The sequence below is a fragment of the Ruegeria sp. CDSC002 genome, assembly GCF_059610905.1.
In genome coordinates this window covers 18920-42158 of the sequence record NZ_JBXWOM010000017.1, presented here as the reverse complement: position 1 = coordinate 42158, position 23239 = coordinate 18920, and the positions used below count along the sequence as shown (strand labels likewise).

Annotated in this window: 19 protein-coding genes; 7 read left to right on the top strand and 12 right to left on the bottom strand. The window is 54.0% G+C overall.

Annotated features, from left to right (window positions below; genetic code table 11):
• Window positions 1–20 precede the first annotated feature (20 nt).
• Complete coding sequence (locus AC2FJE_RS22175; RefSeq protein ID WP_496758322.1) at window positions 21–1799, bottom strand: CocE/NonD family hydrolase; 1779 nt, start codon at window positions 1797–1799, stop codon at window positions 21–23.
• Window positions 1800–1867: 68 nt separating this feature from the next.
• Here AC2FJE_RS22175 and AC2FJE_RS22170 point away from each other — a divergent pair, with 68 nt between their 5' ends.
• Window positions 1868–2575: a 4'-phosphopantetheinyl transferase family protein gene (locus AC2FJE_RS22170; RefSeq protein ID WP_496758320.1), complete on the top strand. Its 708-nt coding sequence runs from the start codon at window positions 1868–1870 to the stop codon at window positions 2573–2575.
• On the opposite strand, the gene AC2FJE_RS22165 is transcribed toward AC2FJE_RS22170, so the two are convergent.
• Window positions 2551–3456, bottom strand: a complete 906-nt coding sequence (locus AC2FJE_RS22165) for a methyltransferase, TIGR04325 family (protein ID WP_496761489.1) — start codon at window positions 3454–3456, stop codon at window positions 2551–2553. The genes AC2FJE_RS22170 and AC2FJE_RS22165 overlap by 25 nt on opposite strands.
• A gap of 271 nt (window positions 3457–3727) precedes the next feature.
• Between AC2FJE_RS22165 and AC2FJE_RS22160 the strand changes: the two genes are divergently transcribed.
• The 5 genes from AC2FJE_RS22160 to AC2FJE_RS22140 all read left to right on the top strand — a co-directional run bounded on the left by AC2FJE_RS22160 (window position 3728) and on the right by AC2FJE_RS22140 (window position 10145).
• Window positions 3728–5143 carry a hypothetical protein gene (locus AC2FJE_RS22160; RefSeq protein ID WP_496758316.1) on the top strand — a complete coding sequence of 472 codons (1416 nt, stop codon included), beginning with the start codon at window positions 3728–3730 and terminating at the stop codon, window positions 5141–5143.
• Window positions 5144–5387: 244 nt separating this feature from the next.
• Complete coding sequence (locus AC2FJE_RS22155) at window positions 5388–6089, top strand: sugar transferase (RefSeq protein ID WP_496758314.1); 702 nt, start codon at window positions 5388–5390, stop codon at window positions 6087–6089.
• A 287-nt stretch (window positions 6090–6376) separates the two neighbouring features.
• Window positions 6377–7255, top strand: coding sequence for a glycosyltransferase family 2 protein (locus AC2FJE_RS22150; RefSeq protein ID WP_496758313.1), 879 nt, complete (start codon window positions 6377–6379; stop codon window positions 7253–7255).
• A gap of 563 nt (window positions 7256–7818) precedes the next feature.
• Window positions 7819–8520 carry a glycosyltransferase gene (locus tag AC2FJE_RS22145; protein ID WP_496761488.1) on the top strand — a complete coding sequence of 234 codons (702 nt, stop codon included), beginning with the start codon at window positions 7819–7821 and terminating at the stop codon, window positions 8518–8520.
• 158 nt (window positions 8521–8678) lie between these two features.
• A complete protein-coding gene (locus tag AC2FJE_RS22140; RefSeq protein WP_496758309.1) occupies window positions 8679–10145 on the top strand; it encodes an oligosaccharide flippase family protein in 1467 nt (488 codons plus the stop codon).
• A 64-nt stretch (window positions 10146–10209) separates the two neighbouring features.
• On the opposite strand, the gene AC2FJE_RS22135 is transcribed toward AC2FJE_RS22140, so the two are convergent.
• From AC2FJE_RS22135 to AC2FJE_RS22095, 9 genes are all read right to left on the bottom strand, one after another.
• Window positions 10210–11823: a GMC family oxidoreductase gene (locus tag AC2FJE_RS22135; protein WP_496758307.1), complete on the bottom strand. Its 1614-nt coding sequence runs from the start codon at window positions 11821–11823 to the stop codon at window positions 10210–10212.
• Between the two features lie 355 nt (window positions 11824–12178).
• Window positions 12179–13210: an NADPH-dependent curcumin/dihydrocurcumin reductase gene (gene curA, locus AC2FJE_RS22130; protein ID WP_496758305.1), complete on the bottom strand. Its 1032-nt coding sequence runs from the start codon at window positions 13208–13210 to the stop codon at window positions 12179–12181.
• 211 nt (window positions 13211–13421) lie between these two features.
• Window positions 13422–14195 (bottom strand): hypothetical protein, encoded by a 774-nt coding sequence (locus AC2FJE_RS22125; protein WP_496761487.1) that lies wholly within the window; start codon window positions 14193–14195, stop codon window positions 13422–13424.
• Between the two features lie 151 nt (window positions 14196–14346).
• Entirely contained in the window at window positions 14347–15267 is a 921-nt protein-coding gene (locus AC2FJE_RS22120; RefSeq protein WP_282169667.1) for an RDD family protein, read from the bottom strand.
• Window positions 15264–16262: a stage II sporulation protein M gene (locus AC2FJE_RS22115; protein WP_496761486.1), complete on the bottom strand. Its 999-nt coding sequence runs from the start codon at window positions 16260–16262 to the stop codon at window positions 15264–15266. The genes AC2FJE_RS22120 and AC2FJE_RS22115 overlap by 4 nt, the downstream gene beginning before the upstream one ends.
• Window positions 16262–17512, bottom strand: coding sequence for a DUF58 domain-containing protein (locus AC2FJE_RS22110; protein WP_496761485.1), 1251 nt, complete (start codon window positions 17510–17512; stop codon window positions 16262–16264). Before AC2FJE_RS22110 ends, AC2FJE_RS22115 begins: the two co-directional genes overlap by 1 nt.
• A 44-nt stretch (window positions 17513–17556) precedes the next feature.
• Window positions 17557–18513: an AAA family ATPase gene (locus AC2FJE_RS22105; protein ID WP_282119247.1), complete on the bottom strand. Its 957-nt coding sequence runs from the start codon at window positions 18511–18513 to the stop codon at window positions 17557–17559.
• Complete coding sequence (locus AC2FJE_RS22100; RefSeq protein WP_496761484.1) at window positions 18503–19819, bottom strand: hypothetical protein; 1317 nt, start codon at window positions 19817–19819, stop codon at window positions 18503–18505. Before AC2FJE_RS22100 ends, AC2FJE_RS22105 begins: the two co-directional genes overlap by 11 nt.
• Window positions 19816–20529 carry a DUF4129 domain-containing protein gene (locus tag AC2FJE_RS22095; RefSeq protein WP_496699937.1) on the bottom strand — a complete coding sequence of 238 codons (714 nt, stop codon included), beginning with the start codon at window positions 20527–20529 and terminating at the stop codon, window positions 19816–19818. Before AC2FJE_RS22095 ends, AC2FJE_RS22100 begins: the two co-directional genes overlap by 4 nt.
• Window positions 20530–20935: 406 nt before the next feature.
• On the opposite strand from AC2FJE_RS22095, the gene AC2FJE_RS22090 reads away from it, so the two are divergent.
• Window positions 20936–21835 carry a hypothetical protein gene (locus AC2FJE_RS22090; RefSeq protein WP_496761483.1) on the top strand — a complete coding sequence of 300 codons (900 nt, stop codon included), beginning with the start codon at window positions 20936–20938 and terminating at the stop codon, window positions 21833–21835.
• Window positions 21836–21935: 100 nt separating this feature from the next.
• On the opposite strand, the gene AC2FJE_RS22085 is transcribed toward AC2FJE_RS22090, so the two are convergent.
• Window positions 21936–23135 carry an ROK family transcriptional regulator gene (locus AC2FJE_RS22085; RefSeq protein ID WP_282119518.1) on the bottom strand — a complete coding sequence of 400 codons (1200 nt, stop codon included), beginning with the start codon at window positions 23133–23135 and terminating at the stop codon, window positions 21936–21938.
• Window positions 23136–23239 lie beyond the last annotated feature (104 nt).

The following is a 23239-nucleotide window of genomic DNA, read 5'->3' as shown; positions in this document are numbered from 1 at the left end:
TTCGCTGTTTTTGACCTATTTCAATTCGGCAGGGTTTGCAGGATCAGCGCGGAGGGTTCGTTAGTGTCACTGAGCACAGTGATCTCTGTCGATCGGACCTCTGTTTCAGAATAGATTGGCCCGCCTGTATTGGTGTTTCTTGAAAGGCGCGGAAAGTTGGTTCCGGCCACGTGTAACCGAATTTGATGACCAGCTTCGAACTTATAGGCGATTTGGCGCATGTCGACTGTTACTTCGTAGATCTGTCCTGGCGTCATCAGCTCGGGTGTTTCAAATCCACCCCTGTATCGCAACCTTAATGCGCCCTCTTGCACCAATAGCGAATTTCCTTGTGTATCTACATCCGAAATGCGCAAGACTAGGTCGGAATCCGGAGTTGAAATGGTGACCCATAGCTTTGCTTGGATTGGGCCCGCGACTGTTATTGGCTGTTCCAGCGGTGCGGATGAGAACAACAGCACATCGTCTCGTTTCTCGATCGAGTTCTGCAACACGGGCCCTTCTCGATCCTCGGGATTTCCAGTGCAGCAAAGCGGGCCACCGATAGAGGGAACAGGGTTTTCGGGGTCGGACAAAAAGCTACTCTTTAAGTCTGAAATTGCGCTTTTTTTCCAGAGCAATGACTGACCTGCGCTCAAATATAGCTGCTTTTGAATTGCGTCGGCAGGCGGCCATTTGTTGGCTTCGCGCCACTGGTTATCCACGAGTGTAAAATAGGTGTATTCGGGTAAATCAATGGCGGGTCCGTCCCCCAGGTGCCAAGCCAGAAACCGGCTAATGAGATCAACATAGCCGATGCGGCGATCCGGTGAGACTGGTAGATCCCCAACGACCGTGTCACCGTCCGTACCGAGGTAGTTGCAATGTGTTCCTGCGCCGATGATAGTATTTACGGATGCGCCCGCATTTTGCAGAGTTTCAGCCAGTGTTAGGCTCGAATCTATTCCGGGATCATGCCAGGTATCAATGAATAGTGCAGGTACCGAGAACGCCTCGTTGCCGGTGATATAGCCGGCGTCCCGCCAGTATTGAGGGTTATCGAAGTTCTGCAAAAACGCTTCATAATCAGTCTCGTCCGAGCGCAATTGTGCGACTAGGCCGTCGACAGGAAGTCCATCGAGAACATCGCCCGGATCAATTGGATGATAACCAGACTTGGGTGCGGTTTTGCCGCCTTCTGTACCAAACCAGCCGACGCTGGCTGCCAGGTTGAAGACTCCGCCTTCAAAGGCACTGAAATAAGCGTTCTTCCCTTCGACTGACCCGATTGCGCCGCCTGCTGCGATTGGAACTATGGCATGCAGGGCTGGATGTCCTTGAGCCGCCAACATGAGTTGGGATTCACCCAAAGCTGAACAACCCAGTGTTCCAACCCGTCCATTTGACCACGGTTGATTAATGATCCAATCTAGCGTGGCCGCGCCGTCCGGACCCTCGTTGGGGTATGGGGCGAATGTCCCTTCTGATCCGTACCGTCCGCGCATGTCCTGAGCGACCACAGCGAACCCCCGGCGCGTCAGCTCTCCAACCCAAAACCTCACTTCGCCGTAGGTTCGTTTGCCGTAGGGAAGGCGCATCAAAACCGTTGGGCGCGGGCCGGATTCAGCCGGAAGGTAGACATCCGTCGCCAGGCGCACGCCGTCAGGCACCGTCACCATAACATCCGCTAAATCCGGTGCACCAGCTTGTACCCACCACGCGATTTGATTTCGGTTTTTGTCCAAAAGGGTTTTGCCCATCAGGACTAAACAACCAATTGCAATCACGGAACAGATAACAAGAACAACCTTGCGTTTCATTTAAACACCCTATCGACTTGCTAGGTTCGCCACGAGTAGTTTCGGTATTAGAAGGAAGGATTTTTTGCGTGCTCAGTGTGGATCTTTGGCTGTGGTCTCTGGAAGAAGCAGACGAACACCTTGATCATTTTAGTAAGGAACTGTCGGTTGACGAACTGCGAAGGGCCGATCGTTTTGTCAAATCCAGTGATCGGAGCATGTACATTGTAGGTCGCGCCGGATTGCGGAGAATCTTGGCGGATTACATTGGTCTTGACGCCAAGGCGGTCGAGTTTGAGTACGGGCCGCATGGCAAGCCGTATTTGCAAAATGGCCCTGGGTTTAACCTCAGTCACTCTGGTGGTCGGGCTGCATTGGCAGTGTGCTCGTATGCCCATCCGGGTCTCGATATCGAGTTGGTGCGACCTATCGAAGATGCGGTGGCTAAACATCATTTCTCTCCAGCGGAATACGCCGAGTTGTCGTGCTTGCAACCGTCGGATTGGTTGCAAGGGTTTTTTCGCTGCTGGACCAGAAAAGAGGCTGTTCTGAAATCACTGGGGCATGGGTTGTACATGCCCCTTGATTCTTTCGACGTGACCCTCTCGCCCGACGTCCCTCCTCGATTGACGCGGATTGAAGACGACGACCCTTTACGTTGGACTTTAACTCATTTCGAACCTGCGCCGGGTTGGATCGGCGCGTTGGCCCTGCGCGATACAGGCGGCCCTGTCGAGCTTCGGTGGCGATCCGGTGATCCGATCGTCCGAGCCTACTCACGTCGTTCCAGAAAATAGCCTCGGCTGACACTTGGGCCCAAACCGGGATGCGTTGAAATGATACGACCAAGAGATGGGATGTCCCATTGATCGCGTATTACATAGCCCATTTCGGTTAGGTTTTTTTCAAAGTCATTTCTGTTTCTGATTTGATAAGGCACCCGGCCAGGCCCGATCTTTTCCAGAGTTACAACGGTCGGGCCACAGCGAGTCGCGACTTTGTTTAGCAAGATGTATTTGGGTGGGGCGTCGAGCTTGCCGATCAATTCAGCCAGAGAAATATCCAAGTATTGCATCAGGCCCGACCCTAGCAACACGTCTATCTGACCAACTTTCGCAAGGTCGTCTTGAAACACAATTTCAGCAGGTAACTCCTGACTCTCCTGTGCGGCGCGGGCCAGATCGACAGTTATGGGCAAATCGTAAACTGTCCACTGCAACCTGTCGATTGGACACAAATCCCGAAAGGCGATGTATTTCGACCCGAAATGCCCCCCTGCATCCAGCAGGTGCATTCCTTCGCTAAAAACTTCGTTAATCCAATGAATGACCGGATAATCCCAAACAACGGTTTTGCGCATCAGGTCGGTGTTCACCTGTGCCACGTCCTTATCATTATACCCGTTGCCGTGGGCTTTACCTGCGGCCGTTGCATAGTTTGGATAAGCGCCAACCATGGCCGGGGGGCGAATGCCGGTCGTCATTAGCCGAGCCCAAGCTGCTGAAACCGGGAGCCCAATCCCACGTTTCAAAAGACTTAAGCTAAATTTTAGGGTTTCTCGTGATCTAAACAAAATTTTACCACCGCACAAAAAGCGAGAAAAACCGCCAGTATGAATTCTGAGCCCGAAGAAAATACTCCGCCAAACTACTTTCAAACCGGATTCGGGAAAACCCAAAGGCAAAATGCGCTCGTTACTGTTAACATTTCGGAAACATTATGAGGGATAGTTGGCAATTGCTGCTCGAATTTTGGAGTGTTAGTGCTTTCGGTTCGCGATCTGAATATGCTCAGTTACTTTGACAGAGAATGATTTTCGATATGCCGCTTGCCGATAACCGATTCGGGCAACGATGCCTGTCGAAGTAACAGACGAAACAGTGAATTTGACCAATTTAATAGATGTTCCGTTCGGGGTTCACGCTCCGAGGTTGTAAGCGAGGACGAAAATGGCTGTTTATCCTGCTGCAGCCGCATTCTTGCTATTGTGGCTTTGGCTCAGCGCACGAAATGCTGACAATGGGATTTTGATGGCCATAGCGGTCATCCCATTTGGGATGTTCGCAGCGTTGGTTGCCGGTGGTCTCTCAATGATCATTGCCAATTTATTGGCTATTCTTTCGATCTTTCTATTGATCTTACGGCGGATTACGCATGCGCCTGGGTCGGCAGAATTCCGTTTGCCCCCGTCGGGTGTCTATCTTCTTGTTTTTGCGATGTACTCTGTTTTCTCCGGAATCGTCCTTGTGCGCCTGTTCGAGGGGCAGTTTCTTGTTTTCCCGATGACGGTGACAAACAGAGGGCCACAGGTTAGTAACTTCTTCAGCTCTGTAATGCTGCCACTACGGCCTACAAACTCCAACATAGCGCAATCGGTCTATATCCTGCTGTCCTTTGCATTCTTTCTAGCGACAGTTTTTGTCGCCAGACGGCGCGGGGCAGAGTTCATTGAAAAAGGACTGGTTTGGGCCGCCTCGCTTAACGTGGTTCTTGGACTCTTAGACTTTCTGGGTGCCGATGCGGTTTTGAGCCTAGTCAGAACTGCCGACTATACCCTTCTAAACGAACATCTGGTGGGGCCGTTCAGTAGGGTGATCGGAGGATATGCCGAAGCGTCCGCTTATGGGGCCGCTTCGGCTGCGTTCTTTACTTACTTTTTTATGTCTTACTTGGTTGTCAGAACGCAAAGCCACGGCATCTTGGCAGCAGCCAATTTTGTTGGCGCCGTGCTTGCCATGTCCAGCACAGGCATAGCCGCTCTTGCCGCAGGGGTATTCTTCGTGACTCTGCATTTCAGAGTTTTTCTGGGCTTCAGTATGTCTCGTGGGTTTGGGCATCTCATGGTCATAGGTGTTTCGTTTTTCGCCATTGCGATCAGTGCGTTACTTCTGGTGCCATTCGTGATGGATAGCGTTTCAGATATTCTAGACCGTTTGGTTTTTTCCAAACAAGATTCCCTATCAGGACGGGAACGCGGCGCGTGGGCTGCGGCTGGGTTTGATACTTTCTTCCAAACCTGGGGGCTTGGGGCCGGAGTCGGCTCAGTGCGGGGGAATGGCATTGCATCCGTTCTTTTAGGAAGTGTGGGCTTTCCCGGAACGATTGCTTTTTTGATGTTCATTTTCAGCGCAATTGGTTTGCCAGCTACAGGAGCCGATCGCGGCACGCTACGGTTGTTTAGCGCTGGTCGCGTTTGCGCGCTGACATTATTGACGGCCATGTTAGTTTCAGCAACGACACCGGATCCAACTCTGCTTCTTATGGCGGTTTCGGGGCTGTGCGTTGTTGCCCGAGAACAGGTTTTCGAAGGCTACACGACTGAGACCTTGGCAGCATCTGCCGAAGGGTTTTCGAATCGTGTATAGCTTTGGTGGATTTTTTTGTCAGGAACAGTCCGGAGGTAAACTTGAGTACTGTTGATCTTATGGCGACAAACTGACTTGAAGAAGTAGGTTATCCACAGGACGCCTGCTGCCCTTCCTCGATTTTACAAAAAAGTTGCGGCTTGGGCAGGGATTTACTTATACTTTGAATGGTGGGGAATTGTAATGCGGGCCAATGTTTTTCGGGTCGCGCGTGTTGTGTATTGTATTAACGATTGGCTGTGTAATGAGAACGAATTTTAATCGTGGGGCTGAGGTGGAGTCTTCATTGCTCGGTGGCTCATCTTCTGGTCGATTAAAGAAGTACAACGGTGGTTCAGACACTATTCTCAAATCGTTGTTTGACCGTTTGTTTGCATTTTTTGCGCTGATCTTTTTCTCTCCTTTTCTCATTCTGATCTCACTTGTTATTTTGATAACGGACGGTGGGCCGATTTTTTTTGGGCACAAACGCATCGGCCGAGATGGCAAAGAATTCAACTGCCTCAAGTTTAGAACGATGGCACGGAATGCCGAAGAGCGTTTGGCGAAGATCTTGGAATCTGACGCCGAAGCGCGCGCCCAGTGGGAAGCTCAACAGAAACTGGATGATGACCCGCGGATTACGACGGTCGGCGAGTTTTTCCGTAAGACGAGCTTGGACGAACTGCCGCAATTCTGGAACGTTTTAGTGGGCGATATGGCGATTGTCGGACCTCGCCCGGTCGTTGCTGCAGAAGCGTCGCACTATGGCGAGCATTTCAGTGACTATCTTTCGGTCAAACCAGGGATTACCGGGTATTGGCAGGTCAGTGGGCGGAGCAACACGACCTATGCCGAAAGAGTACAGATGGATGTCTATTACGTGAACAACCGGTCATTTGGACGCGACCTCAAAATCATTCTCAAGACGATAAAAGTGATGATCATGAGCGATGGTGCTCGGTAGCGAAATCTTGGGTTGCGGTCAGAAGAAAACGAACAAAACCACGACTAACCAGAAGAGGAGACAACCGCCAATCACCAGCCTGCGTAGTAACTTAGGTGACGCGGATTCGATCATTTCGATGATGTTGAAACGCAACGTTTTATTCTCGTGAACGAGGGCCATTTGCTATGCTCGACTTTTCTTTTTCATCATTACCACCACGGCTACGCTGAGTACGAATACCTGTCAATAAGGCAGGCTGTGGCGGCGGTTTATCGGCAATATTATGTCTAAAGTGTGTTAGCGTTATGCGTTTAATTGTTTCCATTCCGACTACAAATCGCCCGGATATTGTGGTTCCCACAGTTTTGGACATAGCGCGCCAAAAAAGATTTCCAGACCTCGTGATCGTAGTTGCTGCGCGGGCCGACGATATTGACGCGCATAAAATTGCCAATTTGCCATTCCCAGTTTGCATCGTTCAAAGCGAACGCGGCTCTTGTATTCAACGAAACACAGCCTTGAGCATGCTGCAGGAAGAAGATGTCCTACTATATTTGGATGACGATTTTCTAATGGCGCCGGATTATCTGGCCAATCTAGAACATCTGTTCAAGTCTCGGACCGACGTCGTCATGGCGACTGGGACAGTTTTGGCAGATGGAATACATGGTCCGGGAATCAGCCACTTGCGAGGTTTGGAAATGGTCTCGCGAACAGCGCCCACCATTACTCCTGAAATTACTGACGTCTACAATTGCTATGGCTGCAACATGGCGCTGCGCGCTGCACCAGCTTTGTTGGACAAAATACTCTTTGATACGCGGCTCAAGCTTTACGCTTGGCTTGAGGATGTAGATTTCTCACGCCAGATGGCTGCGTATGGTCGCATCGTTCGATCGAGCAATTTGCGAGGTGTCCATTTAGGAACCAAGGTTGGGCGATCAAGCGGCTTGCGTGTTGGGTACTCGCAAATTGCCAACCCGCTTTATCTGCATAGAAAAGGGACGATGGCGTTTAATCGCGCTCTGAACATCATGTGTAGAAACTTGGCGAGCAACTTTGTCAGGTCTTTCAATTCCGAGCCTGAAATTGATCGGTTGGGGCGCTTGAAAGGAAACCTGCATGCCTTTGGCGACTTGGCGCGCGGCAGGATTAACCCTGAGAAAGTGGCGCGGTTCGAATGACGAACTCAGCTCCAAGTCGCGTGGTGGTACTTAGTGACTTCGCAAAAATTCGCGGAGGGGCTTCCAAGCTTGCGGTTCTTCAGGCCCGGTTGCTTGCGAGACAGGGCATCCCTGTTACATTTTTTTGTGGCGACGATGGGGGGGAGATGCCGACTGGGGTCGAGCTGATATCTATGGGTGGTCAAAGCTTGTTGGATCAGGGTGGACTGTCCGCAGCCGCGTCGGGGCTCTGGAATCATAGGGTTAAGAAGCGGCTAGCCACTTGGATCAAAAAAAATGACTGCCCGGGCACCATCTACCATGTTCATGGGTATCATCAGACTTTGTCGCCGTCGCTTTTGTGCCCTCTTAAGCCGGTGAGAAGCCGCGCAGTCATGCACGCCCACGACTACTTTCTGAGTTGTCCCAATGGCGCGTTTTTTGATTTTCGCCAGCAAAACACGTGTCCACGCGTTGCGATGTCCGCGTCATGCATACTGCATAACTGTGACAAGCGTAGCTACGGGCAGAAAATCTGGCGGGTGTCGCGGCAAGCACTACAAAACCGAGCGCGACGCAAGTTATTGCCGGACGTCACGACCTTACTAATCCACCCGGGTATGGAACACCGATTGTTTCCGGACGGCACGCCCGGCCCGGTAGTCGCTTTAGCCAATCCGTCAGAACCTCTTTTTCCAGATCCGGTGCCATGCCATCAGAACAGTGAGTTTCTGTACGTTGGCGATCTGCACGAGTACAAAGGGGTCTTCCTATTGGCCGAGGCCGCACGGTGTGCCGGCGTCAAAATGCGGTTTGTGGGCAGTGGTCTGGATCTGGCGAAACTAAAGGCCGACTTTCCCGAACACCGGTTCGATGGTTGGCAAGATCGAACCGGGTTGGAGCGTGCCATGGCCAAAGCCAGGATGCTGGTAGCGCCGACATTGGGTCCGGAACCATTTGGTTTGGCACCGGTCGAAGCCTTGTTATGTGGCGTTCCGGTTCTGGCATCGGATAGCCTGCTAATTAGTCGGGACATTTGCGCTCAAAAGATGGGCGAGAGCTTTGCTGCCGGAGATCGGGATGCGCTGGTTGCAGCATTGGCCGGCCTGTCTGCTGACGATGATTGGGTCGCGCAAATGGCTTCGAATGCCAAAACGGGCGCGCGCCACATCTCATTGTCTTCGCAAGCTTGGTGCGACGCCTTGTTGTCTCTTTACCGCGATATCCTGCAAAGCCCAAGCACAACTCGGGGGACGGAACGTTTGCGTGCCCCTGTGGCTACGTAGTGGAGGGACGTTTTGGAAAACACCCGTTGCGATAAATTTGACGCGCAGTGTCGCCTGAGTTGGTTGGGTTTGTCGTCTGCTTGTCCTGCTGAGAATGGCGGCGGGCAACAATGGCCCAACACTGACGCCAGAGCCGGTGCGTCGGACAGGTTGAGCCAATGACACAGCCTGCCCAAAAAAAAGATACTGTGTTGCGTGGCGGGGTTTGGACCACGGTATCCAAGATTTTTACCCAGTTGACGCAGTTTGCGATCTTCTTGGTGGCCGTACGTATGATGACTCCTGCTGAGTTTGGCGTTTTTGCGTTGGCTGCGGCAATGGTCGTTATCCTGACACAAGTTTCAATGGCAGGCTGGTCAGAGTACATCATGCAATGGCATGGGCCCGAGGACCGTATTCGCGAAACTCTTTTTGTGGCCATTCTATGCGGTTTTACGATCGCTGCGATGGGTGTTTTGAGCGGAAGCGCTATCGGGGGCATAGTTTCTGACCCCGTTGCCAAGCCGCTTCTTCAGGTTTTGTCAGTCGGTGTGTTTTTCACTTCGATGGGTGCTGCATACAATGGCGTTTTGGTCCGGCAGGACCGGTTGACGACCGCAGCGCTGATCACGCCGATTGCGGACCTTGCGAACCTGGCCGTCGCGATTTGGGCTTTGTATCAAGGGTTTGGCGTTATGGCGCTGGCATGGGGACGGCTTTGCGGCGCCGTAATCTGGAGCGTCAGTGGTCTGATTGTAAGTAAAACCACACCCGAGATCATGGGGCGTGAAACGCTTACGGATACAGTGGCCTTTTCCAAAAAGATCATAATGACCCGTCTGGTGGTAAATGTTCGTATCTATTTCGCAACCCTGATTATTGGTGGATTTTTGGGCGCAACCTCAGCCGGATATTATCGTGCGGCGCAGCGCATTGTCGCGGCATTTGAAGAAATTGTCAGCGAACCGACCCGTATTCTGTCATGGAATCTCTTCCGCCGCAGCCGTGATGCTTATGGCGATACGTCTAGATTTGGGGCACTTTCGCTGCGCTTCTTTCCCATTCTGTTTTATGGGGCGGTTCCCTTGTTTATCGGTGTGTTCCTCATGGCGGATACGCTGACGGCCGGGATTTTGGGACCCGGTTGGGAGCCCGCAACACCGGTTCTACGTATCCTTGCTGTTGCTGCGCTGATCCGTTGCAGCGGCAATGCCAGCGCCGCGATTTTAACGCTGGCTGGTCAAGTTCAGAAATTACCTTGGATTATGGCGTTGTATTCAGGGATCACGATTGCCGCGATCCTGTCGGCGGCGTCTTTCGGCATAACCGCAATTGCGTTGTCCGAAGTGGTGGCTTCACTCATTGTCTTTTCGATCAACGCAATCATCATGAAGCGTTACGCCGGTATTCACTGGCATATCATCCTCTGCAGGTCTTGGGCAGTGCTACCGGCGCTTGCGTTGGCTTGCATTCCCATTTTCTTCGCAGACAGGCTAAATCTGTTTTCGGAAGCCCACGATCTAGTCCGGTTTGTCTTGATTGGGCTGGGCATGATGGCCTTCGTCATTCCAGCCGTTCTTCTGCTGGATGGATCTTTGCGCAACGCACTGAGAAACAGAGGCTTTTCGGAACATTCAGTGGGGTGAGCAGAGAAGGAGATGCCGCACGGTTTCGTGGCTTACATCCGCAATGCGCAATATACGTCACTTATCAAGTTCCTTCGCGGATCATATCTGCCGCTTTCTCCGCAATCATCACAACCGGGGAGGCCGTATTGCCGGATACGATTTTTGGCATGATAGATGCGTCAACCACCCGTAATCCCGACAGTCCGTGCACCCTGAGATCCGCGCCGACCACAGCAGCTGCATCCGAGCCCATTTTGCAGGTGCCGACAGGGTGAAAAATAGTTGTGGCGATATCACCTACACCTTTCACAAGGTCTTCCTCTGACTCCATCGCCGGGCCGGGCAGGATTTCTTCAGGCTGATAGTGTTTCAGAGCGTTCGCCGTCATAATTTTCCGCGCCTGTCGCACGGATTTCGCTGCAACGCGTTTGTCGTTTTCAGTCGAAAGGTAGTTCAGGCGAATATCAGGCTGTTCTTCGATGTCTTTCGACTGAATATGGCAGGTGCCCACGCTTTCAGGTCGCAAGTTGCAGACCGAGACAGTAATCGCAGGGAAAGGGTGAAGCGGATCACCCAACTTGTCGGTGGACAGCGGCTGCACATGGTATTCCAGGTCGGGTGTGGCCAGATCGGGATTGGATTTTGTGAACATCCCAAATTGGCTGGGGGCCATCGACATTGGCCCTGATTGCGTCAGGCCGTATTGCAATGCAATCTTTGCTTTCCCAAGCAGCGAATTCGCCATCGTGTTCAGGGTTTTTGCGTTCTGGACCTTGAACACAGTGCGGATTTGCAAATGGTCCTGCAGGTTCTCACCCACGCCCTGACTTTCGTGTTGCAAGACGATGCCATGTTCAGACAGCACATCGCCCCGGCCCACGCCTGACAATTCTAAAATTTTAGGCGTGTTGATCGCGCCCGCCGCCAACAAGACCTCGGACCCGGCATAGGCGTCATATTGAACGCCCTTGTGCAGGTAGCGTACGCCCGTCACCTGCTTGCCATCGAACAACAGCGTCTCGGTTTCAGCATGGGTCAGAACGCGCAAGTTGGGCCGTTTCATCGCCGGGCGCAAAAAGCCTTTGGCCGTGTTCCAACGCACACCGTTGCGTTGATTGACCTCGAAAAATCCGGTCCCTTCGTTGCTGCCATCGTTGAAGTCTGCGCGCGGTTGGATGCCAAATTCCTTAGCGCCCTCCTGCACGGCTTTCAGAATGTCCCATTCCAAGCGCTGTTTCGAGACCTTCCATTCCCCTCCGTGCCCATGCATGTCTGCGGGCCCGGCATGGTGATCCTCGGATTTTAGGAAATAGGGCAACACGTCATCCCAACCCCATCCGGCATTGCCCAGCTGCCGCCAATGATCGTAGTCCGCTGCCTGTCCGCGCATATAGATCATGCCGTTGACCGAGGTGCATCCCCCCAGCACCTTGCCACGCGGATAAACCAGCGAACGTCCGTTCAAGCCCGGCTCGGGGGCAGTTTTCATCATCCAGTCCGTGCGCGGGTTGCCAATGCAATAAAGATACCCCACCGGTATATGCACCCAGTGGTAGTTGTCTGAGCCGCCGGCCTCAAGCAACAGCACCCGCGTTTTGGGGTTTTCTGTCAGGCGGTTGGCCAGAACGCACCCGGCCGTGCCCGCGCCGACTATGATATAGTCGTAATCCCCATCAAGTTTCCGGACGCTTGTCATGGAGCATTGGTCTTTCTGATTAAAATGCAACAACGAGTTTGCCGATCATGCGGCCAGATTCAATGATCGCGTGGGCTTCTTTGATCGTGGCCACTCAGGACCCAGCAGTCATCGGCGCGAGCTTTACTTTGAAACTTGGGACAGAAAGGTTCCGGACGGAGCCTACCGCTCGTCACTCCGCCGGAAAAAGTCTGGCAAATTCACCGCTCGAATTTTTTCAATCAGGAATCATGCACCCAGACGAAGATCAGAGAGTCCTGAGCCAGGTTTCTACATAGTTTTGAAATTTGACACTCATGCGTTTTGCGAACGAATTAGGGTCTGAGTTGGAAGGACCAACTTTCACTGCCCTGGCTCAATCCACCTTTACAACCATTTTCCCAAAGTTTTCTCCGGCCAGCAGTTGGTTAAATGCAACCGGAGCATTTTCAAGACCTTCAACCACATGCTCTTTATACGTAATTGAGCCGTCCTTCAGCCATCCTGTCATGTCCCGGACAAACTCGGCGTAAACCTCAGGGCCGAAATTGTCGAAAATTATGAAACCCTGCATTTTGACCTTCATCCGCAACAAGGTACCCATGATCACCGGGCCCATATCCGGTCCGTCCGGCAAACCCGGCAAGTTGTACCAGGCCACGACGCCGCAGACCGGAACACGCGCAAACGGATTCAAAAGCGGTAAGACCGCATACAGCACCTTGCCACCGACATTCTCGAAGTAGACATCAATGCCGTCAGGGCACGCGTCGCGCAATTGTTCCGAAAGATCCGCCGCGCGGTGATCCACACAAGCGTCGAACCCAAGGTTCTTTACCACGTGTTCGCATTTTTCCGGGCCACCCGCGATACCCACCACGCGGCACCCTTTTAGCTTTGCGATCTGACCCACGGTTGCGCCCACTGGTCCAGCCGCAGCCGCCACGACAACGGTTTCACCAGGTTTTGGTTCGCCTATCTTCAGCAGCCCCGCATAAGCCGTGTAGCCGGGCATTCCCAGGATACCCAAAGCCCAGGACGGATTGTCCGGCGTCTTGCCAAGATTGACGACCTGCTCACCAGTTGAGATCGCATAATCCTGCCAGCCACTCGTGTTTAAAACGTAGTCTCCGGCTTCGTACCCTTCGAGGTTCGATTCCACTACCTGCCCCACAACCTGAGCCGTCATGACCCCACCGATCGGAACCGGTTCAGCGTAGGATTTCGCGTCATTCATACGACCCCGCATGTAAGGGTCCAGAGACAGGTACACCGTGCGCACCAGCATCTCTCCGTTGCCGGGTGTTGGAATGTCTGTGATTTCAAGCCGCAAAGTGTTTTTGTCCGGGCGACCAGTGGGGCGTTCCGCAAGAACTATGCGACGGTTGGTGTCGGATGCTTGGGGCATTGAAATCTCCTAAAAAATGAGAGTGGTGCAACGCAGCCAAGCAAGATTGTCAAAAACTGTCCAGCCCAAAAACCTCGGTTACAAAATGAAGCGCGGATTGCGCGAATCCACGCTACCTGTTCAATGCAGCCAAGCGTATCAGAAGGCCGAAGGCGCAAGCCAGCGCCTTCGGCCTCCAAGGGGTGATCACACCCTTTGTAACCTCACTTGATTAATCGAAAACAGATGCGATCTGATCGACGCTCACGCCTTCTTTGATCTCGCGCAGACGGGCATAGATCAGAGCGACTGAAATGCCGCTCAACCCCGCACCAAAAGCTGCAACAACTGAAAAACCTGCCGTCATTGCCCAGCTTCCGACACCTTCAAGCAAACCGGCGGCGAAACTGGCGAGGAAACCACCGATCCCGGCGCAGATACCGATCAGAAGCAAAGCGCCAAAAATTGGCCAGCGGTATCCTATGGTCAGAGCCGCGCTGCGCCCAAGCCCGCCAAATCCTGCTTTCTCGATCACCACGGCAGGCGCAACCATCGAAAAAACCGCATAAACCCAAAGACCGGGTATGATCAAAGCAAGCGATGCAAACCCGGTCAGAATTCCTGCGACGGTCGTCAGCACCGCAACCGGGATAGCAGCCTGCAGAGCTGGCGCAAAATAGCGACCCACCTGCAGGCGGCGTCCGAGTTTGGCGTCATATGCCAGTTGCACCAGCAGAGCGGTTGTCAGGGCATAGAACACGACCTGCAGCAAAATCGTCAGGACCCAGGTGGTGACGCCGGAAGACGTGCTGAAATCGGGGTCTGCCGCACCCAACGCCACATCGGCCCCGACCATCATACCCGCAATCACCGAGCTCAATAACGTCGGCACCAGCGCAAGCAGGATGACGGTGATAAAATTTTTGAACAGGATCGAGAAACTCTCGCCCACGATACTCCCGACGCCGAGCGCCTCGCTGCCCGTGTGTTCTGTTGTGCTGGCCACTGTTTTATCCTCAATACTACTCTGTGTTTCGGCTAGTGTATGATGGTCATCTAAGGTTGTCTTCAGTATCTTTATGACACCGGTAATTGAGTTTGAGAGCGGCCTTTCCAAGCCGATTTTTGGGCAAAAAAGGGGCAGCTATCGACATGGATTACGAAGAACTATCGTCGACCGCATAGTGCTTGTCCCTGCGGCGTTCGCCGAACAACTGACGTTTCTCAAGATGTTCACGCTGCGCATTGTAGAACGCCCGGAGGAATTTTAGCCGATCGGCCTCGGGAACTTTGTTCGCGTAGCCGATCTTTTGGCGGATCTTTTCGACCACGCTTTCAATGGTGGCCCTGTCATTCTGAGAGGGACCCGACGCGCGCCTTTTCTCTTGCGCCCGCAAAAGCGTTTCAAGGGTCTGCAATTCGAATGCGCCGTAGTGATCAAGCTGATGCGCCAGAAAGGTAAAACGCGTTTTTGCGGCGGTCTCGCCGACCGGAGCCTGAGCCAAATCCTTCAACAGCACCGGCACCGGTAGGTGGATCACATGTGTACCGGCCATCAGATCGCCCAGCCTTTGCCTGTGACGATTGAACAGCGGCACAAATAGCCCCCCCAGTATCCAGGCCAGTGCCAGCCCCGAGGCCACGGGTGATGAGGTATCAAGTGTCAGCAGCAGGGTTGCAGGCAGAAAAATCTCAGCCTCTTTCATAAGGTTCCTGAGCACCAACGCATGCGTGCTAAGCGATCGGCCATCATGTGAGACGACCTTGATCTTCATCAACCGCTTTCCCAATGTCTGACCGTTCCACGCCAGTTCGGCGATGACGTAGTAGGGCACCCGGATCACGAAGAACAGAAGACTGCCGATAGCAAGCAGCGTCGTAGGTGTGCCAATACCCAGGGACATGATCAATATCAGGACTGCGACGGCTGCGATCAGCGTAATGCCCACATCTGTAAGCTGCGCGGCAAGGCGCACACCTAGCCCGGCCACCTCAAGGTGGATGGGTACCCCTTCGGGCGGGATCAGCTCACCCAGCGATGGGGCTGCCGTCTTTTCTTTGCGTCGCCACAGCTTCATCGCCGCATCCTACCGCCCAAGGCAAACCAGGCCAGCCAGCATAGTCCTAGCCCCCAGCCAATCACGTACCTTATGGCTTTGTCCTGGATAAGCTGGCGTCCGAACCCTTCCACGAGGGCAGCGACCACCAGCATAAAAGCCGCCACCAGTGCAAGCTTTACGGCATCCCGGCCCGCGTGGCGCAAGGCAGCGCGGCGGCTTCTTTTCCCCGGAAAAAGGATAGCTGCCCCCAGTTGCACCCCACCGCCGCATGCAATGCAGATTGCCGACAGCTCGGTCACCCCGTGGATAGACAACCACCCCCCAAGATCACTGCCCAGACCGCGTTCCACGTGCAGCGCATAAAATGCGCCCAGCGACAGGCCGTTATAGAAGGTCAGCAAGACCGCCGGCGCACACAGGAATACACCAAGGCCAAACACAAAAATCGCGATGCGCGTGTTGTGCGAGAACAGGAAAGTGGCAAAGGCCCCAAGTCCCGAGGTGCTGGGATCCTGATCATAAATCACTTGCCGCAGCTCTTCGGTAGTAGATGTTGGCCCGCGCCCTCCGGCCAGTTCCGGCGGCATGAAAACATGGTACCAAGCCGGGTTTTCCAGAAACAGCTGATATCCCGCCAAAACGCCCAGCCCCATACATAGAAAACCAATCAGAATAAACAGCCAGGACCGACGTATCGCACTCGGCGCGCCGCTTGTAAAAAACTTGCGTACAAGCCCGCCCAGACGCTCCTGAGGGGCATAGACTGACAGATAGGCGCGTGCGGTCAGCGCTTCGAGATAGTCCAGCAGCGCCTTGTCCAACGAAATTTCGCGGGCAATGGCCAGGGATGTGGTCGCATTTCGGTAAAGCGCGGCCAAATCGCGAGCGGCCGCGAAATCCATTCGCTGTAGTCCGACACGCTCGGCCTGGGTGACCAAAGTTTCCAGACGACGCCAGTCGGCTTCTCGCTCTTTCCGGAACCGGGCCGAGCGGATGAGGTCGCTTTCTGCCATCAGATCAACTCCCGCGCCTTGATTTCCAGATAGGTCGAGATCAGCTTGGCAGTCACCGTATCGGGACGCGCATCCAGCACCGTAACCCCCAAACGTGCTAACCTTTCCAACACCAGACGACGTTCGCTGATCGTCTGGTTCGCGGCCACCAGCGTGGCGACCCCATCCAGATCCTTGGGTGCGGATTCCACTAGCGCCTCGACCTCTGGGTCGCGGATGGTGACGAAGATTAGCAGATGACGCTTTGACAGAATGGCGATGTTCTCGATCAGAAGTTCGGCCGAAGTCGTGTCGATGAAATCCGTGAAAATGATGATCAGACTGCGTTTTGGGGTGCGGGCATTCAATTCAGTCAGGGCCAGGGTATGGTTGGTCTCGTGGCCTACATAGGCCAGCTCGCTGGTCCAGCTGCGCAGGCGCGCGAAGGTCTGTCGCCCCGCCCGTGGTGCCACAAAAGATCGCGGACGCACGTCATAGGCGTAGTACCCCACCAGATCACCGCCAATTGCCGCCGCCCAGGCCACGGCCAGCGCGGCAGTAACGGCATGGTCAATCTTGGGCAAACCGGCGATCTCTTCGCGCATCAGATAGCCGTTATCCAGCGCTACGATAACGTGGTGATTGCGCTCGGCCCTTAACTCTTTGGCTACAAGCCCCCGCCGTTTGGCCGAGCGTTTCCAGTCGATCGATTTAACGTCCATACCCTGTACGAAATCACGAAGCTGGTGAAATTCGGACCCTTCGCCGATGGCACGGTTTTCCTTCACGCCATAAAGCGTGGACTGCACCGTCGTCGCAATCTCACCCGACTGAATCATCCGGATATTGGGCACCACCCGAACTTCCAGCGCGAAATCCAATCGTGGCACGAAATCAAAAAGCTTCAGGCGTGACGACCAGTGAAGCCAGAGATGTTCGAAAGCCCAGATGCCGCGCCGCACGCCGCGACAGCCAATCTCGGCTGATCCAGTCCCATCCGGTCCGATCTTGAACTCGGGCTCTGTCGCCCCGCTCAATCCTTTTGGCCATTCTAGCCGCGCCTGCAAGTCTTTCGGAGCGTCCGGAACCTGCAATTTTAGCGCCTGTATTTCGCCCACAAAAATCTCGGGCCGCATGTCGAAAACCAATTGCTTTCGACGGCTGAAGGACATCAGCAGATCCGCCGCTGACAAAAGCGCCAACAGGACCCACGGCGCCAGCGCCAATTCACGCAACCCGCCGAAAAATGCAAGTCCCAGAATCGACAACACAAGGGCGACGCAGGCGGCGCTCAGCAATCTGGTGGATGGGCGTATCAGCGGGGAGCCTCGATCTGGTTGAGGATGTTTTCGAGAACCATAGCAGAGTTTCGGCCCTCGATCTCGGCCGAGGCACCCAGAACTACTCGATGGCGTAACGCAGGTACGAAAAGCCGTTTTACGTCGTCCGGGATTGCGAAATCCCGCCCGTTTAACCCCGCCTGTGCCCGCGTAGCCGCTGCCAGTGCATCTGCCGCGCGGGTAGAGGCACCAAAAGCAATCTCGGCGCTTTCCCGTGTCGCCCGGACCAGCCGCAGGATGTAGGCAAGAATATCGTCATCGAGGATAATCCCGTCGATCAGTGCCCGGCATTCCGCCAGGGCGGCCGCATCCAGAGTCTTCGACAGTACATCCGTTTCCATACCGCTTTCGATCGGGGCATTGGCATGCTGGCGCAGGATCGCCATTTCGATTGCCTCGGGCGGGAAGTCGATTTCAAGCTTAAAGAGAAACCGGTCCAACTGCGCCTCTGGTAAGGGGTACGTACCTTGTTGCTCGATCGGGTTTTGGGTAGCGACTACAATGAATTCACGGCCCAAGGAGTGATCATTGCCATCAATGCTGACCATCCGTTCGTTCATCGCCTGCAAGAGCGCAGCCTGCGTTTTGGGAGGAGCTCGGTTAATCTCATCCGCCAGAAGCACCTGGGTAAAGACCGGGCCGCGCGTCAGGACGAAGTCATTGGTCTGAAAATTGAAGATCGAGGTGCCCAGTACGTCTCCTGGCATCAGATCGGGGGTGAACTGGATACGCCCGAATTCCAGATCCAGTGCAGCGGCAAAACTGCGCGCCAACAGGGTCTTGGCGGTGCCCGGCGGCCCCTCAAGCAAGACATGGCCGCGCGCAAAAAGCGAGACCAAAAGCAGCTCTACCACATCCTCCTGCCCCAGCACCGTCTTCCCGATCTCGGCACGCAGCGCGTCCGAGCGCGCGCGCAATGTTTCAAGTGTCATTCGTTATCTGCTCCAATAGCGCTTCAAGTTCGTCCACATGGTGCATTGCCTCTGCCGGTGGGATCCGATGTGGAAGGTTCCGGATATCCCTCAACACTGTTTCCAGGTCGCGAGAGAGATCCGGATTGTGCCGCGCCACATAGCCCAAAAAGACCTTGGGTTCGGCATAGTGATGGGCAAGTGCCGGACCAAACAAAGCCGACGCCGATGCCGCCAGACGGGCCTTAGCGTATTCGCCGGCCAGAGCCCCGTCTTGATCCGAAAGCCGCATCAGACGTGCCCGTGCTCGCACAGCCAGCGATTTTGCGCCTGTGTTGACACCGTCCTCAGCCTGCACCGGGCCATAACGCTGCCATGAGCGCCAGATAAACAGAGCCAACACCAATACCCCGCCCAGCCAGAGCGTCAGAAAAGGCGGGCCAAAAAATCGCTTCAGATCGGCCCAGCTACGTTCGTAGCGCACGGTTTCTTCGGGGTCAGAGAGCCAGACTTCGCGGCTGTAGTCGATCATCACGTTGCGGTCGTCGGCGAGTGCGCTCAGAAGATTGCGGGCGACAATGGCATTATCGCCCAAGCGCAGCCCATGGTTGTTCAACAAATCGGGGTCCGACAAAACCAAAACCCGCGCGTCCCCTGCATCATCCGCCAGCGGGCATTCCGCCAGAAGCATCGCATCCGAGTTACCAATCAGCGGAGAGCAATCAGCCCCGGTGAACAGTTGTGCCGCATAGATCTGAGCCGATTGCCGAACGTCTTCGCCATCAAAATAGTCGAAATCCGTAAAAGGCGTGCGCGCATATTCGATCCGAGCACCCCTTTGACCGGTCAGCTGTTGCAGCAGTGTTTCGATCTGTTGTTGCTGACTTATCAAGACCGGATGCGCCCGACCGGTTAGCCGCATCCCGCTGCGCCATTTGGGCAAGATCACCAAGGTCTGTACCCGACTGGCCTTTTCCAGCACCGCATCAAGCCGCAGATCGTATTCATCCTGCTGTAACAGCAGTTCTTCTTTTGTGCGCGGATGAACCCTATCCTCATCCAGCACAGTGTCAAATAACGGCAGCACCAACAGGCCAATGGTATCCTGATCGACCTGCCAGCCCCCCAGAAAGCTCTGCGCACTTACCTCATTCGTGTTTAGCCAGATCCGCAGACCGTCAAACCCCGACGGAGAACTTCTCAGCACCTGCTGGCGTTGCGATATAAAGTAAAAGATCGTGAACAGCAGCAACGCCACGAAACCTAGAATAATCAGGGTTTCACTTCTGGGGCCGCGCCTTGTTTCTTCGGTCGCTGAGGAGTTCATTTGGGGACCTCAGTCAAAAGCGGGCGGATATCCGCGACATGGGCCTGAAAGTCATCCTCGCTTACGTCCCGCCCCCCAAAATGCACCCGTTCGCTTGCCAGAACCAAATTGCGTAGGGCGCCAAGACACCGTTGGTCCTCTGGCAAGTGGCGCAACGCGTCGCGCGCGGTCCAGCTGCGCTGCAGCAGCACCCCATTGGCTTTGATCGCCGCGCCCAGGGCAGCCTGCGCCAACCGGATCAAAGCTTCGCGCCGGTCCGCTATGCGCAGGATCGCATTCAAGCTGCCCGGAGTGGGCGGCGTTCCTAACCCCGCACGCGGCACCCGTCCGTCACGCCCGCTTTCCGTATTCTCTCGCTCGCGCCCGATTGTGACGGCAAAGCCGCTGCCGTAGCGGACAAAGACAAAAGCGATCATCATCAGGATCGCGGCGGAAATAAGCAGTGTCGCGAAATTCACATCGCCGCCCACCGACCATTGGTTTGAACTAGAGGGTGGTCGCGGCTCTTGCGTTGTCTGCATTGGGGGCGGAGGGCTTGCCGGGTCGAAGTAGGCCACATCTGCATCGACACGGCTTAATCTTATCGCCTTCAGAAAGGCTTCGCCACTTTCGCCGATCTCAACGGGGTTTTCGGTAGCCTCTAGGGCGGCTGTCAAATGCGGCACAAAGAAAATGCTGGTTAAGTAAATCAATCGCAAATAACGGCTCATGTGCATATCGATAGTAGAATGCCAGCCGGCACGCAATCTTAAGTTGTTAACTGATCTCGCTTGGTTTTGGCACAAGATCTCTGTGTCAGCGTGTAGCGTTTCAATGCAGCTTTAAGGTGAGGCATATGCCTTCATCGTACACCGCTAAAACCGCGACGTGAGTCAGTGTTTGCCTATAGGACCTTCTGGGTCAAACTAAGTACTGCTTACGCACCAATCTGGAACCAGGAAAACCGCAGATCGCGGCGCACCGTCCACGACAGGTGCCTCAATGCCAACCTGGGAAGAAACGTTCAACAAACATGATTTTGGGAATGGTCTTGAGAAATTGATTGGTTACTCAGGTCGCGCCGCAAAGAAACAAACACGTCGTAGTTTAGCCAAGTTTCCCGAGTAAGCCCCACCTATGAATTGGTTTATACTAATAGCTCATCGTTTATTGCTGAGAATTGTCATCGCGATCACCACTTTGACAGTCGCACTGTCAGTGTCGTATCTGGTGCAACAGCTTGATTGGAATACCAGATCCGATCTGGGCATTGTTCCATACTTCACGGTTGCCGGCCTTGTCGCCATCCTCGCATTGTTGAGCGTACCCGGATTGAACGAAAAGATCGTCGCGCCCTATAAGGCCCGACATATCTTAATTCAGGTTGCAGTATGCCTGTTCGGCGGTGTCATGATCACTTTGACAGGGGTGGTCGCATTTAACGCACCCTTGGTGGCTTGGCTGGCTCCAGCCCACATGGCAGCGGTTCTCGCATTGGGATGTGGAGCTTTGTACATCTGTCTGGGCATTATGGGCAGCCTTCATGCGCTCTGGCCGATGCCTGATGAAGATGTATCCGACGATTTAACCGCGCTGCGCAAAGTTCATTTTTCTGCCCGCGCACTCGCTTCTGTTTTTGCATTTACCACCAGTGGAATAATCTTGGGGTCAATCTTTGTTCTAAATAGCCCGACAACACCGATTACGGTAAAATGTTCCATCGTCATGTGGTTTTTTGCAGTTGTACTTGGTTCATCGCGGCTTAGCGTGGCAGATTTTGGGAAACCCGTCAGAACTTGGAATATTGTTCTGCAGTTCTTTGTCGTTGTAACAGCGATCTTCATCATAAAGCTCACCACTCGGGCATTGGTCTTTCACACACATCTGTTCGAACGTTTGTCAGAAATTGACGCCGTATACCCAAGGCTTGAAAATCTGCTGATGCTGCCATTTATTGTTTTCGAACTGACAAGCATCGCTCTTATGCTGGCGCGTGAAAAAGAAACTAGCGATGACGTGGCCAAAGTCTTCGCTTAGTTTTGGTCCTGTATTTCGGCCGCGAGTCCTGACCAATAATGTATCCCAGACTTGGCACCCAAGTCCTTGACCGTGCGCGAAACAAGCACGTGGACTTCGGTTACATCCCAGAAAGCCCTGCATTCGTGTTCAATAAAAACTGGCGGAAAATCGGGCTGCTGGCCGCCCCAATACCGCGGGCGTTTTTTCCAACCGCAGCGGCTTCGACAACTGGTGGGATCAATCCGCGTTTGTCTTGATTAACCAGATAGCGGCGCACGCGTGAGACCAGTTCTTCCCGCACATTCGTCGGAAACGCGCCGTCTATGAAAATGGCCTCAAAGTCGATGACGGCACAAATTGAAAGCGCGGCCTTGGCCAATTCCTGTGCAGTCGTGCCAATCCATGGTTCGACATACTTGGAAATGCTGCTCCAATCCTGTGGCGATTTCCAAAGAATACCCGGATCAACACCCGCTTCGATCAGCCTGTCCTCAAGCAAAAACAGCGAAGCGCTATCGATCAATTGCTGGCTTTCGCCCAATGGCCCTGTGGTGCGCATCGCACCCAACGCGCCAGCATTGCCCTGATTGCCTTCGAACACAGTGCCATTCAATGCAACCCCGCCGCCGATCATCGAACCGATGAAGAAGTAGAAATAATCGCGATATTCAGCCCCGCGGCCATAGAGGTGCTCGGCGTGGCAAGCGGCTGTTGCGTCATTGACGACAAATACCGGTAGGTCGCTGAACTTGGCAACCTCGGAGAAGAAGTTCACGTTTTTCCAAGAGCTGAATTTCTTGGCTGCCAGCCCCGACAAATCATGCCATTTCCAAAGCTCGAATGGAGTTCCAATACCAATCCCGCACACGCGATCGCGAAGTTTTTGGGGTTCATGGGCCAGAAGCGTTTCCAAACCTGTTTCCAAAAACCCGAACACGGCCTCGGGCAGCGGATAATCGTAGGTCGTTGAAATCTGTTGGCGGGGCTTGCCGGTGAAGTCGATCAAGAGCAGATCGGCGCTGCGCCGACCGATCTTCATCCCGACTGACAGGATGCCTTCCGGGTTGAGCTCCATGGGAACCGACGGTTTACCAACCCTTCCACGCAGAGGAGTTCCACGCTTGAGAATCTCGTCCTTTTCGAGCTTGCGCAAAATGATTGACACGGTCTGTGGGGACAGGCCCGTCAGCCGTGCGACATCTGCACCTGCTGTCGGTCCATGTCGTTGTAAAACCGTCAAAATCAGACGTTCATTATGATCGCGAACACCGCTTTGGCTTACCCCGCCGGTCAGTATTTTTAGCGCCTCTTTCTCCATAACCCTGAACATAACCACCTTGTTTTCTTATGAAAAGGCGCTCGGGCAAATTAATAAATAAACTTTATTTATTTATTGACAGGCAGGCCAGAATCACAGTTTCT